12 protein-coding genes are annotated in these 14,191 nt (G+C 71.5%); 1 reads left to right on the top strand and 11 read right to left on the bottom strand.

Features of this window, described 5'->3' with window-relative positions; translation table 11 throughout:
• Positions 1-89: 89 nt before the first annotated feature.
• From G4G93_RS01795 to G4G93_RS01755, 9 genes are all read right to left on the bottom strand, one after another.
• Complete coding sequence (locus G4G93_RS01795) at positions 90-719, bottom strand: uracil-DNA glycosylase (protein WP_165080681.1); 630 nt, start codon at positions 717-719, stop codon at positions 90-92.
• Positions 716-1,465 carry a PIG-L deacetylase family protein gene (locus G4G93_RS01790; protein ID WP_165080679.1) on the bottom strand — a complete coding sequence of 250 codons (750 nt, stop codon included), beginning with the start codon at positions 1,463-1,465 and terminating at the stop codon, positions 716-718. The genes G4G93_RS01795 and G4G93_RS01790 overlap by 4 nt, the downstream gene beginning before the upstream one ends.
• 142 nt (positions 1,466-1,607) lie before the next feature.
• Entirely contained in the window at positions 1,608-2,843 is a 1,236-nt protein-coding gene (locus G4G93_RS01785) for a glycosyltransferase family 4 protein (RefSeq protein ID WP_165080677.1), read from the bottom strand.
• On the bottom strand, positions 2,840-3,664 hold the full coding sequence (locus G4G93_RS01780; protein WP_165080675.1) for a sugar phosphate isomerase/epimerase: 825 nt from the start codon (positions 3,662-3,664) through the stop codon (positions 2,840-2,842). The genes G4G93_RS01785 and G4G93_RS01780 overlap by 4 nt, the downstream gene beginning before the upstream one ends.
• Positions 3,661-5,217, bottom strand: coding sequence for a YcaO-like family protein (locus G4G93_RS01775; RefSeq protein WP_312891625.1), 1,557 nt, complete (start codon positions 5,215-5,217; stop codon positions 3,661-3,663). The genes G4G93_RS01780 and G4G93_RS01775 overlap by 4 nt, the downstream gene beginning before the upstream one ends.
• A gap of 24 nt (positions 5,218-5,241) precedes the next feature.
• Positions 5,242-6,285, bottom strand: a complete 1,044-nt coding sequence (locus tag G4G93_RS01770; RefSeq protein ID WP_165080673.1) for a Gfo/Idh/MocA family protein — start codon at positions 6,283-6,285, stop codon at positions 5,242-5,244.
• Complete coding sequence (locus G4G93_RS01765; RefSeq protein WP_165080671.1) at positions 6,285-7,457, bottom strand: bifunctional 2-polyprenyl-6-hydroxyphenol methylase/3-demethylubiquinol 3-O-methyltransferase UbiG; 1,173 nt, start codon at positions 7,455-7,457, stop codon at positions 6,285-6,287. The genes G4G93_RS01770 and G4G93_RS01765 overlap by 1 nt, the downstream gene beginning before the upstream one ends.
• Before the next feature lie 128 nt (positions 7,458-7,585).
• Positions 7,586-8,524: an HD domain-containing protein gene (locus G4G93_RS01760; protein WP_165080669.1), complete on the bottom strand. Its 939-nt coding sequence runs from the start codon at positions 8,522-8,524 to the stop codon at positions 7,586-7,588.
• A 2-nt stretch (positions 8,525-8,526) separates the two neighbouring features.
• Positions 8,527-9,717, bottom strand: coding sequence for an inositol-3-phosphate synthase (locus G4G93_RS01755; RefSeq protein ID WP_165080667.1), 1,191 nt, complete (start codon positions 9,715-9,717; stop codon positions 8,527-8,529).
• A gap of 327 nt (positions 9,718-10,044) precedes the next feature.
• Between G4G93_RS01755 and G4G93_RS01750 the strand changes: the two genes are divergently transcribed.
• Positions 10,045-11,397 (top strand): transglycosylase SLT domain-containing protein, encoded by a 1,353-nt coding sequence (locus tag G4G93_RS01750; protein WP_246736470.1) that lies wholly within the window; start codon positions 10,045-10,047, stop codon positions 11,395-11,397.
• Between the two features lie 117 nt (positions 11,398-11,514).
• Here the strand turns inward: G4G93_RS01750 and G4G93_RS01745 are convergent, their stop codons facing one another.
• Positions 11,515-12,480: a cation diffusion facilitator family transporter gene (locus G4G93_RS01745; RefSeq protein WP_165080665.1), complete on the bottom strand. Its 966-nt coding sequence runs from the start codon at positions 12,478-12,480 to the stop codon at positions 11,515-11,517.
• Positions 12,481-12,619: 139 nt separating this feature from the next.
• Complete coding sequence (locus tag G4G93_RS01740; RefSeq protein ID WP_206289477.1) at positions 12,620-14,155, bottom strand: DHA2 family efflux MFS transporter permease subunit; 1,536 nt, start codon at positions 14,153-14,155, stop codon at positions 12,620-12,622.
• Positions 14,156-14,191: the final 36 nt, after the last annotated feature.

Here is a 14,191-nt window from a genome sequence, read left to right as displayed (position 1 = left end):
CGGCACTCCGACCGAGCCCCGCTCGCATGTGCTCGCCATGTAGGCCCTCCACCGCCGAATGACCAGCCGGACCGCGCGGCAGCGGGCAATCACCCGGGGAGACCGAGATGGCGGGCGGCCTCGCCAAGCCCGGCGGCGATGCGCCGGGGCACCTCCGGGCTGGTGCAGACATAGGTCGGGCTCGGATGCGGGATCGCCACCACCGGTAGCCCGGGGCGCGCCTCGTCGAGGGTGGGTGCCAGGCCTTGCGAGACCCGGCCGGACAGGACCACCACCGCAAGGTCCGGCATCAGGGCCAGCAGCGGCGGCAGGTAGGCCCGCGCCGCCCGGATCTCGCCCGTGCGCGGCGCCCGGTTGCGGGCACCGGGGGCATGGATCACCCAGGGCACGGCGTTCCAGATCAGGGTGTCGGCGCGTGGGATGCCGGCGCCGGCGAGGAAGCGAAGGAGGTTGGCGGCGGTGCCCGTCGGGTTGTCGCGGGACACGAAGGCGGTGCGGCCGGTGGCCGGGCCCGGGGTCTCGAGCAGCAGGAGCAGGCGGGCACCCACCCCGCCGTCGAGGGGATCTGCCTCCGGCACCGACCTGTCCTGCTCGGTCCTGATCCGCTCGGCGAGGCGGCGCAAGGGGGCGAGGTGAGGGCTGACCTCGACGAGGGCGTGGCGCGCCGCGACGGCGCCGGGATCGGCCAGGCTCCTGGGTGCGGCCGGCCCGTCGCTCACGCGAGGGCGAGCCCGTCCGGCAGGGAGCCGGCGAGACGGAAATGCTCGCGGGCGCCCTCGGCGCCGAGCCGCGCGGCGAGGCCGTCCGGGCCTCCGAACTGGAAGCCGATCTGGCTCGCATAGGCCGCGCAGGCCGCGTGCTTGGCCGCCGCCTCCTCCGGGGACAGGCGCACGGTCACGGGGTCCAGGGCCGCGAAGGTGTCGCGGAACGGCTCCTTCGGGTCGGGGTGGCGCACCGTGTAGGGGAAGTCGCGCCACCACAGGATCGGGCAGGCGGGTGCCAGGGCGGTCAGCGCCCGGACCAGCTGGACGTGATCGACGTGGCCGCCCACGCCTTGCGGCGCGAGGAGCAGGTCGGGTGCGGCCTCCGCCATCAGGCGCTCGATGACCGGGGCGAGATCGTCGGCGAGCCGGTCGTCGGGCCGGGTGTCGGCGAAGAGTTCGGGCGCCGAGGCGTAGCCGCGATGCGGCGCCTCCCGCAGGGCGACGTGGACGGGCGGGGCGAGACCGAGCGCCGCCGCCGCCGCCCGGTCCTCGTCGCGGCGGAGCGCCATGTAGTCGACCTCCGGCCCGAGCCCCTTGTCGAGTTGGCAGGCCAGCGCGAAGCCCGTCGGCTCCGGCACGCCGGCGGTGAGCAGCGTCACCATCACCACCCGCCATCCGCACCCTGCGAGCTGCGCCAGGGTGCCGCCGCAGGAGAAGGCGGCGTCGTCGAGATGGGGCGAGAGGGCGAGGGCTGTGGGCATGGGACTCGACGATCAAGGCGCAGGTCTCCCCTCCCCCTGCGGGGAGGGATAGGGGGTGGGGGTGGTGCAGACGGCACCGCCGCGCCATGCACGGCACCACCCCCACCCCCGGCCCCTCCCCGCAGGGGGAGGGGAGTGAACCTCACAACAGGTGCGGCTCGGCCCGGAAGCGGCAGCCCGGGTCGCGCGGCAGATCCGGGTCGAAGGCCGGATCCGGCCGCTCGTCCTTCACCGCCGCGTAGACCGCCATGATCTGCCGCCCCACCGCCTGCCAGGAATAGACCCGTCGGCACTCCTCGAGGGCCGCCGCCGCGAGGCGGGCGCGAAGCGAACGGTCGGTGATGATCCGGTGCAGGGCTTGCGCCAGCGCCGGCACGTCGCCGGGCTGGACCAGGAGCCCGTTCTCGCCGTCGCGCAGGCAGTCCGAGACGCCGACCGAGTGGGTCGAGACCACCGCCTGGCCGGCCGCCATCGCCTCCAGGATGGTGTTGGAGAAGCCTTCCGCATAGGTCGGCGAGACGAACACGTCGCCCATCGCGTAGAGGCCCGGCACCGTGTCGTACTCGGCGTAGCCGGTGAAACGCACCTGCGCGTCCGAGAAGCCGAGATCGGCGGCCAGGGCGCGGGCCGGCTCCACGTCGGGGCCGATGCCGGAGATGATGGCGGAGAACGGCGTGCCGCGCAGGCGCAGCAGGCTCAAGGCGTCGAGGAAGTCGAGCACGCCTTTCCGGCGGTCGACCCGGCCGTGGTAGAACAGCCGCACCGGGTCGGCGGCGTCGCCCGGCTGCCAGCCCTCGGGGGGGCGGAAGCGCGCGGTGTCGACGGCGCCCGGCACGATGGTGAAGCGCCCGGGATCGCTGCCGAGCCGGTCGCAGACCTCGGCCACGAAGGAGCGCCCGCCGATCAGGAGGGCGTTGGCATGGGCCAGCACCCGCACCATGGCGAGGCGGTGGGTCTCGCAGCACGAGCCGACCCAGTGTCCGTCGCCGCCCTGGATCGAGACGACGTTCGGCACGCCGAGCCGCTGCGAGGCGATCAGCGTCGCGAAACCGGTCGGGTAGCCGTACTGGGCGTGCAGCACGTCGAAGGGCTTTGCCCGGTGCTCGGCCATGATCGTCTCGACCATGGTGGCGATGTCGCGCTCGAAGTCGCCGCTCTCCTGCTCGCCGCGTTGTTCGAGGCCGATCACCCGCACGCCCGGGACCGGCGGCGGCGGGCCGCCGCCATAAACCTTGGTGCCGAAGGCGTCGCCCCGGTACTGGCTCACCATCGTGACGTCGTGGCCGGCGCCGACCAGCTCGCGCAGCAGGTTCTGCGCGTAGACGCTCATGCCGGAAATCGCCGGGAAGTAGCGCCGGCTGACGAAGCAGATCCTCATCGGCGGCACTCCCGGAGGTAGCGCAGCGAATCCGGGATCATCCTGTCGGCCCGGTGGCTCTCGCGGGAGAGCTCGACGCAGACGAGCTTCTGGAAGTCGATCGCCTCCAGGGCGTCGAGCACGCCGGGCACATCCATGTCGCCCTCGCCGAAGGGGAGGTGGATGTGGCTGCCCCGCGCCATGTCCTCGATCGCCACGGTGCCGAGACGGTCGGCGAATTCCCCGACCGCGGCGGCGGGCTCGCGCTCCTGCGTCACCAGGCAATGGCCGGTATCGAGCGCCAGGCGAAGGCCGTGCACGTCGAGGGCGGCGTAATCGTCGAGGGTCTCGACCAGCATGCCGGGCTCGGGCTCCAGGGCCGCGACGACCCGGCGCTCGGCGGCGTAGGCGACGACCTGCTCCAGGCCGTCACGGAGCCAGCCCCGCGCCACCGCGGGATCGATGCCGGGCTTCGGCACCCCGGCCCAGAACGACACCGCCTCCGAGCCGAGGATCGCCGCGATGTCGACGGCGCGGTGCAGGAAGGCGATCCGGCGGGCGCGTCCGGCGGCGTCCGCCGTCACCAGGGTCGGCTCGTGCTTGGCCCGCGGATCGAGGAGGAAGCGGGCGCCGGTCTCGATCACCGAGCCGAGGCCCAGGGCATAGAGCCGGCCGCGCACCCGCTCGGCCTCCTGCGCCCATCCCTCGGCGAACGGATCGAGGTGGTGGATGTCGAGGGTGAGCGCGACGCCGTCGTAGCCCGCATCGGCGATCAGGCTCAGCGCGTCGTCGAGGCGGTGATTGGCCGCCCCGTTGGTGTTGTAGGCGAAGCGCAGGCTCATGCCGCCCTCCCCCGGCGTTCCAGGCGGAACGGCGCGTGATGCGATTCCGGCTCGCGGTAGAGCGGGTAGAGCGGGCCGACGATCCTTTCGGCCAGCGCCACATCGAACAGCGGCTGGCCGCCGAAGCGCTCCAGCGCCTCGGGCGTCAGGCGCACGGGCCGCAGCGACTCGCTCGCCTGCCCGAAGCGGATCAGCGGGTGGTCGCGCTCGATGAGCTTTCGCGTGTTGCGCTCGCCGATGCGGTAGTAGCTCATGGTCTCGACTTCGAGCCCCGGCACGATAGCCTTGACGATGCCGACCCCTCCGCCCGGCGGCGAGGCGTCGACGTAGAGCACGTCGAAGCCCTCCGCCTCCAGCCGCTCGCGGGCGATGCGGGCGCGGTCCCGGCCGGTCGGCGCCGGCTGCGTCGGCAGGTCGGCGAAACGCTTCGTGGCGCGCTCGGAATAGACGGTCTCGGAGAGGAATCCCCGCAGGGTCTCGGCCGGCTTGTCGATCCAGTCGAGCATCGCGGCGAGCGCCCTGCCCTCTTCGAGATCGAGGCTCGGCAGCGCCTTCTCGATGAAGGCGTCGACGTAGCCCGGCGGGGTGATCGAGCGCGCGAGGTCGAGGGGTCCGTGCCCGAAGGTCTTGCGCACCCGCGCCGCCTGGAATTCCAGGATCGCCTTGCGCAGGGCGCGCTCGCGGTCGGGGTCGCAGGCCTCGCCGCAGGCCGACAGCGCGATCGGCGCCGGGGTGCGGGAGGCATCGACGTCGTAGCCGACGCAATAGACGTTGGTGAAGCCGAACTGGTCGGTGGCGAATTTCGGCATCGCGCGGATGCCGAGCGATTCCAGCCGGTCGAGCATCGCCCGCGTCTCCGGCCCCAGCCCCTCGGAGGTGTCGAGCATCACGCCCTGGTCGAGGGCGCGGAACAGGAGGCCGTTGCCGTCGCGCTGGAGCAGTTCGAGGAGCCCGTGGCCGAGGGCGAAGTCCACGTCCGGCCCGGCGCCGAGGCCGTTGGTGATGAGGTTGGTGAAGGGCTGGTAGCCCTCCGACAGCTCGAAATAGTCGGTCGCCGCGAGGTCGAGCGGCATCAGGACCGTCTCGCCGGTGCGGGCCCGCACCGTGCCGGTCCATTCGAGCACGGTGTCGCGGTTCACCGGGCTGCCCGCCGGCAGGCCGAGGGTGAGCGGATCGGCGACGGACCCGGCGCCGAAGACCCGCACGAGGTCGTGATAGCTGCCGCGCTCCTTCTTGCGCGGGATCAGCGCCAGGCTCGGCATCAGGTTCTCGGCGATCTCGGCCACCGAGCCGATGATCGCCTCGTCGTCGGTGGCGCCGTAGCCGATGCCGCTCGGCATCGCGCCGACGAAGTAGGGATCGTCGAGGAACAGCGACACGAACCAGCACGGCACCCCGGTCCGGTCGAGGGGCGCCAGGGGAAAGCCGACGATCCGGCCCGGCGGCAGCACGTCGAGATAGGCGCGGACGGCGTCCGGCAGGCGCTCGGGCAGGCCCTCGATGACGCGTGCCTGGCCGTAGGCGTAGGGGCGGGGGGCGGTGGGTCTGTCCACGATGAAAAAGCTCCTCCGCTGGCCTCAGGCGGCCGGCATGACGGGGGATTGGGCGGGATGCCGCGAAGGCGACGCGGCGTAGGCGCGGGCGAGCAGCCGCATGGTGTGCAGGTCGCGCTCGGCCGACCAGGCGTCGCGCCCGGCGGGATCGCGGAGCGAGCGCCCGAAGGCCCGCACCTGCTCCAGGAACGGCGAGGCCTCGCGGTCGAACGGGAGCGGGACGGTCTCGCCCGTGGCGCCGTCGATAAAGGCGACGCTCCCGCCCGCCTCCTGGCCCATCGTGTCGCTTGCCACGAGGAGGCCCCCGGTGCCGGCGATCTCGAGGCGGCGGCGCGGCAGCGCATCGGGGCAATTGTAGGCGACGTGCAGGCTCGCCAGGATGCCGGAGCCGGTGCGCCCGATCAACAGCGCCCCGTCGTCGACGGCGTAGTCCTGCGCCCTCGCCTGGGTCAGCGCCGTGACGTCGAGGATCGGCTCGTCGAGCAGGAAGTCGGTCAGGTCGAGGCCGTGGGGGGCGAGGTCCATGAGGGCGCCGCCGCCGGCCTGGGCCTGGTCGATGCGCCAGTTCTGCTGACCCGGAATCGCCGTCCAGCCCCGGTCGAGCCAGCACGCATAGACGATCCGGATCGCCGTCACGGTGCCGACCCGGCCGGCGCGGATCTCGTCGCGAAGAAGCCGGTGGGCCGGATGGTGGCGCTGGTCGAAGGCGGTGCCGTAGAGGATGCCGGTCCGGGCCACCGCCGCCGCCATCGCCTCGGCGTCGGGCAACGCCGCCGCCATCGGCTTCTCGCACAGGATCGCCTTGCCCGAGGCCGCCAGGGCCTCGACGGCGCCGCGATGCAGGTGGTTCGGGGTCGCGACGTAGACCGCCTCGACCTCCGGCTCGGCCAGGAGCCCGGCAAGGTCCGCGTGTCCCCGCGCGCCGAGATCGGCGGCGGCGGCACGGGCGTCGGCCCCGGGATCGCAGACCGCCACGAGGCGGTGGCCGGCCTCCCGGATCGCCGGCGCCATGAAGTCCTGGGCGACCCAGCCGAACCCGACGATGCCCCAGCCGATCGAGTCCGGCATCACCAGCGCTCCGGCAGGTCGACGAACTCGCGGATGCGGGCGCGGTCGAGGGTTTCGGGCGTCATCTCCAGGGTCTCGGGGCCCTCGGAATGCAGCGGATAGGTCGCGCGGGGCGCGTATTCGTCGCGGTAGCGCTCGGACGGCCAGGCGATGGTGGAGCCGCCGGCGGGGTCCGGCCGGTAGAGCGGGTTGAGGCGCAGGGCGGCCCCCTCCCGCGGCAGGGTCAGCCCATCGACCAGCGGGCGGGGTGCCGGGCGCATGCCGGGACCGCACACGACCGAGAAGGCCTCGACATGGTCGAGGGCGGCAGGCTCGGCCGGGACCGGGGCGCGGGCCTCGACGAGGGCGCGGGTCAGTTCGTCGTCGTCGTAGACGAGCCCGTCGGGAAACAGCTCCTCGATCTCGGCCGCCGAGACCGCGTGGCCGGCGGAGAAGCCCGGCCGGGCGCTGTTGTGGACGTGGCTCAACGCCAGCCAGCCTTCCTCACCGGCGGTCTTTCGCAAGCAATCGAGGATGCGGGCCTTCTCGGGGAGGAAGTAGAAGGCGTCGTGGCACATCACGAGGTCGACCGGCGCCTGGTCGATCGGCCAGTGCGGCGAGGCCGCGTCGAAGCAGACGAGCTGCGGCCTTTGGCCGGCGACCCAGTGGCGGGCGACCCAGAGCTTGGCGAAGACCACGTCGCCGCCCGAGACCCGCACGCCCCGCCCCTGCAGCTCGCGCAGGTAGTGGCCGATGCCGCAGGCCAGCTCGAAGGCACAAGCAGGCTTGTTCCAGTGTGCCTCCAGCAGGGCGAGGCCGGCGAGATAGGTCGGGTCGGTCCAGCGATGGACGAAATAGTCGCCGACCCGGCCCCAGCCGAGGCGGGCGCAGGCCTCGCGCAGCGAGACGTATTTCATCTCGCGCACGAGGCCGCGCAGGGCCGCGGGATCGGCTTTCGGCCCGGTCCACCAATCGTCCTGGTCGGCGAGAAGGAGTTCGAGGGCGTGGCCCGGTGCGCCCTTGTCGAGATGGCCCAGCACCTCCCCGATCAGGCCGTCGCGGCCGACCCGCAGGTAGGGGATGCCGTCGACCACCGGCCAGCGCGGGCCGCGCTTGCCCTCGCGCAGGGAATGGGGCGTATCGTGGTGCAGCGCCTCGCCGGTGACCGGCGAGAGGAGCCCGAACGGGATCACGGATGCGTTTCCTCGCGGCGCCCGCCCTGCGGCAGGCTACTGACGTGAGATAGAGCACGGGCGCGGACGCCCAAGGACGTTCGGCCCTGCGAGGACGTGCGGACCCCCGAGGGTGTCCGCCATCCTCGTCACGGCAGCCGCATGTCGGCGAGCACCCGGTCGTGAAAGCCCTTCACCGGGCCGTCATGCACGAGGGCCATCTCGCCCAGCACCGTGTCCATGGTGAGCGAGGCCGCCCGCAGGTGCTGGGCGATCTGCAGCACCCGGTCGATCACGTCGGCGGCGTGGAAGGCCCGGCCCTCCGCCGTGCGGTCGTCCGCCAGGATCCTTCGCGACGAGGCGACGAGACCGCGCAACGGCTCGTCCAGTTCCGACAGGGCCCGCTCGCTCAAGGTCGCGATGACCGCATCGAGATGGTCCCCGAGCAGGATCTCGCCGGTGAAGCCGGCATCCGGCATCAGTGCGTTGTGCAGGTGATGGGCCAGGCCTGCGACGAAGACCGTGGTCGGGTCGGCGCCGTAGAACGGGCTCAGCGCCACGCCGTAGACCGCCACCGTCAGGCAATGCTCGGCGTGGTTCTCCGGCGGTTCGAGCAGGATGCGCGGCTTGCCGGGACAGGTGACGCCGGCCCGCGGCTGGTCGGCCTGGAGCAGGGCGAAATGCGGCAGGGGACCGGGATTCCAGTCCCGCGGCGCGGTGAGGCAAGCCCGCAGGCCCCCCGCGAGGGCGGGATCGAGCGGCCCCGCCACCTCATCGAAGCCCCGCACCAGCACGGCGGATGCCTGGGCCTGCGAGAGCCCGGCGACGGACAGGAAGGCCGCGTCGAGGTCGCCGAGGCGCGAGGCGGCCAGCGCCTTGGCGGTGATGTCGAGGGCGAGCGTCGCGGGATCGGCGCCGCCGGTCAGCGCCGCCCAGGCCTGGAGGAAGAGCCGCTCGGCGATCGAGCCGTCGCGCCCGGCGGACCGGACGCGCTTGATGTCGTTGAGCTCCACGAGAAGCTCACGCAAAGCACGCGGGGCGTGGAGCGGGGCATGAGCCCCGCCCGCCGCGATTTGGCTGTCGGCCATCCCTAGTGGACGCCGAGCCAGTCGAGCAGCATGCGCTCCTGCGCGCCGAAGGCGTGCTCGGGGCCGTGGCCGTTCTTGACCATCGGCGCCTTGAAGAACAGCGACAGCTGCTCCTGCACGCCGCCGTCGCCGCGCTTCTTGGCGAGGTCGAGGACGCGGGCGATCTCGATCACCAGCGGAGCGGCCAGGATCGAATCCTTGCAGAGGAAGTTGATCTTGATCTGCATCCGCTGGCCGAGGAAGCCGGTCACGTCGATGTTGTCCCAGGCCTCCTTGTCGTCGCCGCGCGGGCGGTAATAGTGGATGTGGACCAGATGATCCTCGACCGGATAGCCGAGGATCGAATCCAGCACCGTGCCCTTTGTGTTGAGCTTGGACTGGAGTGAGTCCTTGTCGTTGAGGGCCAGGCCGTCGCGGTTGCCGAGGATGTTGGTGGAGAACCACCCGTCGACGTGGAGCGCCCGCGACTTGAGCGCCGGGGCCAGCACCGTCTTCATCATGGTCTGGCCGGTCTTGCCGTCCTTGCCGGCGACCGGGACGTTCATCTGCCGGGCCAGATCGACGAGCGCCGGCACGTCGGCGGCGACCGACGGCGTGAAATTGGCGTAGGGGATGCCGTTCTTGATCGCCGCGTAGGCGTAGAGCATCGCCGGGCTGATCGCCTCGTCGCTCGAATCGAGGCCGCGCTCGAAGGCGGCGGCCGAGTTCAGCGTCGGGTCGTCGAGATCGGGCCAGCGCTCGGTCGAGGCGAGGTTGACCACCACCACGTCGTCGACGCCCGATTCCTCGCGGAAGCGCTTGAGGTCGCCGGCGATGCAATCGACCGCCTCGCGGTGGTCCTTGGCGACGATGCGGTTGCCGCCGTCGATGTTCCTGCAGAACTTGGCGCTGCCGACCGCCGGCCACGGCTTCATGCCGTTGAGCACCTGGGCGCCGTTCTCGATGTCCTGCTTGGTCAGGACGCCATGCCCGGCCGCCGCGGCGCCGAGATCGTCGCCGTTGAGGTCCCAGCCGCCGAAGACCAGATCCTTGTACCCGACCATCCCGGCGACGGCATGGCCCGCAAGGGGCAGACCATCGAGACGATTCGAGCCGGACTTGATCATCTCGATGCCGGCGATGGCGGTGGTGGCGACGGCACCCCCCATCCCGACGAAAGCGACGCCGACGCGCCGACCGGGCTGCATGCTCATCGGTAGGGAATGTCCTCTTCAAGGCCCGCGGACCCCGGACGGGGCGATGGAGCAATCGTTCGCTCTACTTCCGCGTGGCGACTGGAAATGCCCGGGGGAGTATTTGGTTCCGGCGGGTGCGCGATTTTTTCGTGTGCTTCCGGTCGCCCCGGAGGGTCTCACACCGGGATCTAACATCCCGGGCCGGAAGCCGCGCCGCGAAATCGCCCCCGGGCCTGCCCCGGCCTCGTCCCATTATGGACACACCCGGCGGCCACAGGTGCGGATGAGCGAAGCAACGGCGCGGCACCACAGGACCGGTTCCGCGCCAAGGACAAAAGGTTGGAGATGGGGGTTTACCCGGAGCCGGCGCCCTGCGCCGACGACGCTGGCCGACTCGTGCCCGAGGCGGGCACCGACACCATCCGCTGGCTGACCGCCCGCGAAGGCCATCATTCGAGAGCGCGCGGCCGCACCGGTTCCCTGGCTGCCTCGCTCGCCCGCAAGACCGCCGCGGCCCTGGCGGTCGGCGTCGCCTTCGCGGCCTGCCTGCCGCAGGACGCCGTCGCCCCGGCGGCGGAGGCGCATGACCGGATCGACTTCTCGGCCCCCCATGCGCCCGCCGCGTCCCGCGGGGCGATGCCGGACTGGCCGGGCCCGGCCCTCGTGGAGGAGAGTCCCAGCACCGCCGCGCTGATCCGGGGCGATCTCGAGCGCTTGCGTCGGGAGATGCGGGACGAGATCCACGAGACGGTCCAGGGGCGCACGGCGCCGGAGGCGGCGAGCCTCGGTGAGGCCGCCCGCGCCGGGACCGCGCTGCCGCAGGACGCGTCGCTGCCGCAAGAGGCGTCGCCGTCTCGGGAGGCGTCGCTGTTCCCGGAGGCTCCTCTTCCTCAGTCGGCTTCCCCGCTTCCGGAGATGTCCCCGCCGCAGGACCTCGCCCTGCCCGAAGTGGCCGCCCTGCCGGAGGAGACCGAGGACGGCCGGGTGATCTTCGGCGACAAGAAGGTACCGCGGACGCTGGTCGAGACCATCGTGCGGGCCGCCCGCGAGGCGGATGTCGATCCCGTGTACCTGATGGCTCTGGCCGACAAGGAATCGAGCTTCCAGCCGAGCGTCCGGGCCGCGACCTCGACGGCCGAGGGGCTGTTCCAGTTCCTCACCGGGACCTGGCTCGAATTGCTGCGCTCTTTCGGCGCCAAGCACGGCTTCGCGGCCGAGGCCGAGCTGATCGAGAAGCGTGGCGGCACCCTGGTGGTGTTGAAGGAGGCCGATCGGCGCCGGGTGCTGGCGCTTCGCCGCGACCCCTACGTGGCGAGCCTGATGGCCGGCGAGATGATGAAGCGCGACCGCACCCGGGTCGAGCAGCGCCTCGGGCGCGACCTGAAGCCCACGGAATGCTACTTCGCCCATTTCTTGGGCGCTGCGAGTGCCGGCAAGTTCATGGAGATGACGGTCGAGAAGCCGCACCAGCCGGCACAGGCCTCGTTCCGGGCCGCCGCGCGGGCGAATCGCTCGCTGTTTTTTCGGCGCGAGGGCCGGAAGACGCGCAGCCTGACGGTCGCCGAGGTCTATGACCGCCTCGACGGCATGATCGACCAGCGCCTCGACCAGTATCAGCCGGTCGCGGCGATCGCGGAGCAGATCGACACCCGCAGGCCCAACGAAGCGCCGCCTGCGGCCTTGAGCCAGCTCCCCTGATCCCAATCCCCTGGCCTCAGCTTGAGCGAAGCGGCCACGGGGGAGGCGCGCAGGCAGGACGGCCCGGCCCCTCGGACACTGCATCAACGAGGGATGCGCCGGTCGGTTCCGGCTCGTTCAGGGTTTTTTTACCGATCTTTCGCGCGCCTCTCCGTCGGCTCCTTGCCGGTCCTCGTGCTCCCGCACCGGCAGCTGGAAATAGAGGTGGGCGACGCCCGGCAGGCCGTGGCGGATCGCGGCGCGCAGGTCGGCAGTGGCGCGGCGCAGTTCGTCGCCGGTGAGGCGCGGCGCGAGGTCGAGGGTGACGGCGAGCAGCACCGTGCCGGGGCCGAGCTGCAGGCTGCGCATCCGCTCGATCCGCATCACCCGGGGATCGGCGGCCAGGATCTCTCGCGCCTGCGCGATCACCCGCGGCGAGGCGCTCTCGCCGGTGAGCAGGCTGCGGGTCTCGCGAAACAGCACGCCGGCCGTGGCGATGAGGAGGAGCCCGATCGCCACCGAGGCGATCCCGTCGCCTTCGGGACGGCCGAGGAAGCCGCTCGCGACCACGCCGGCGAGTGCGAGCCCGAGGCCGATCAGCGCCGCTCCGTCCTCCAGGATGATCGCGAAGGTACCCGGGTCCTTGCTGCGGGTGACCGCCGTCCAGAGCGATTCGCGGGCGAAGCGGGCCCGCATCTCGCGCCGCGCCGTGCGGAAGGACAGCCCCTCGAACACCGCCGACAGGGCGATCACCCCGACATTGACCCAGGGCGCGGTCATCGGCTCCGGGTGATGCAGCTTCTCGACGCCCTCGTAGACCGCGTAGGCGCCCCCGAGGGTGAAGATCAGCAGGGCGACGACGAAGGACCAGAAATACAGCTCCAGCCCGTGCCCGAAATTGTGGCTGTCGTCGGCCGGCCGGGCGGCGCGCCGCATGCCGTAGAGCAGGAGGCCCTGGTTGCCGGTATCGACGAAGGAATGCACGGCTTCCGTGAACATCGCCCCGGAGCCGGTATAGGACGCCGCCGCGAGCTTGGTGACGGCGATGGCGAGGTTGCCGGCCAGCGCGGCGTAGACGACGAGCTTCGATCCCGATGGGGCCAAGATTCGGTACCTGATCACGGTTTGGACGATCGTTCCCACCCGCGACCTCGTCCTCGGGTGCTGCAGGCAGCAGCGCGTGGGGACGAGGTCGCGGGTGGGGTCGGGAGGAGCCTCGGGCAGTCCGGACGTCGCCCCGCTCTCAATGCCCGCCCACCGGCGCCTCGCCGCCGCGCTTCACGTTCTTGAGGATCATCGCCAGCGGCACCGCGCAGGCCGAGACCACGGCGAGCGCCCAGAACACGTCGATATAGGCGAGGAACGCGGACTGGGTCTGGACCTGCTGGCCGATCCAGGCGATCGCCTGGCTCTGGGCATCGACGGCGCTGGCGCCGCGGCTCGAGAAGAACTGCGTCGCCGCCCGCAAGGTCTCCTGGTAGGCCGGCTCCGACGGGACGACGTGCTCGACGAGCCGGCTGGTGTGGAATTGCTGGCGATAGGCCAGGATGTTCTGGGCCAGCGACACGCCCATCGAGCCGCCGACGTTGCGGGCGACGTTGATCAGCGCCGAGGCCTGGTCGGTCTGGTCCTTGCCGATTCCCTCGTAGGAGGCGGCGGTGATCGACAGGAAGATCATCGGCAGGCCGATGCCGATATAGACACGCGACCAGACGAAGAATCCGAAATTGAGATCGCCGTAGAGGTTGGTGAGATCATACATCGCGAAGGCGATGATGGTGGCCCCCGTGGCGATCAGGTATTTCGGCTGGACGTAGCCGGAGACGCGGCCGATCACGAACATCATCACGCAGGTGACGATGCCGCCGGGCGAGAGCGCGAGGCCGGCCCAGGTGGCGGTATAGCCGAAATAATCCTGCAACAGCTGCGGCAGGAACTGCGTCGTGGCGATCAGGATGGCGCCGGTGGCGAGCATCACCAGGAAGCACGAGCCGAATTGCCGCTTGCCCAGCAGCCGCAGGTCGACGACCGGGTTCTTGTGGTTCAATTCCCACGGGATCATCGCGACGAACGACACGACGGTGAGGCAGGCGAAGATCACGATCAGGTTCGAGCCGAACCAGTCCTTGCGCTGGCCCTCGTCGAGGACGACCTCGAGCGAGCCCAGAAAGGTCGCCACCAGGATGAAGCCGACGATGTCGAAGCGCACGCCCTCGCGGCGCAGGCGCTTCCTCTCCTCGATCGCCGATTTCGGGTCCTGGACCAGCCACCAGATCAGGAACAGGGCGACGACGCCGACCGGCGCGTTGATGAGGAAGCACCAGTGCCAGGAATACTGGTCGGAGAGCCAGCCGCCGAGCGTCGGCCCGACGACGGGCGCGACCACGATGGCGACGCCGTACAGGGCGAAGGCCTGGCCGCGCTTCTCCGGCGGGAAGGAATCGGCCAGGATCGACTGCGCCAGCGGCGCCATGCCGCCGCCGCCGAGCCCCTGCAGGATCCGGAAGAACAGCAGCGATTCCAGGCTCCAGGCGAAGCCGCACAGGATCGACGACACCGTGAACAGCGCGATCGCCGCCAGGAAGAAGGCCTTGCGGCCGTAGCGCTTGGCGAGGAAGCTCGACGCGGTGAGCACGATCGCGTTGGCGACGAGGTAGCTCGTCACCACCCAGGCCGCCTCGTCGGGGCCGACCGCCAGCCCGCCGGCGATGTAGCGCAGCGCCACGTTGGCGATGGTGGTGTCCAGGACCTCCATGAAGGTGGCGAGCGCCACCACCATGGCGATGATCCAGGGATTGTGGTCGCCGGCGGCGCT

The organism is Methylobacterium sp. DB0501 (assembly GCF_011043735.1).
GTDB lineage: Bacteria > Pseudomonadota > Alphaproteobacteria > Rhizobiales > Beijerinckiaceae > Methylobacterium > Methylobacterium alsaeris.
The sequence above is the reverse complement of the archived record's forward strand: the minus strand, read 5'-3'. Positions and strand labels throughout refer to the sequence as shown.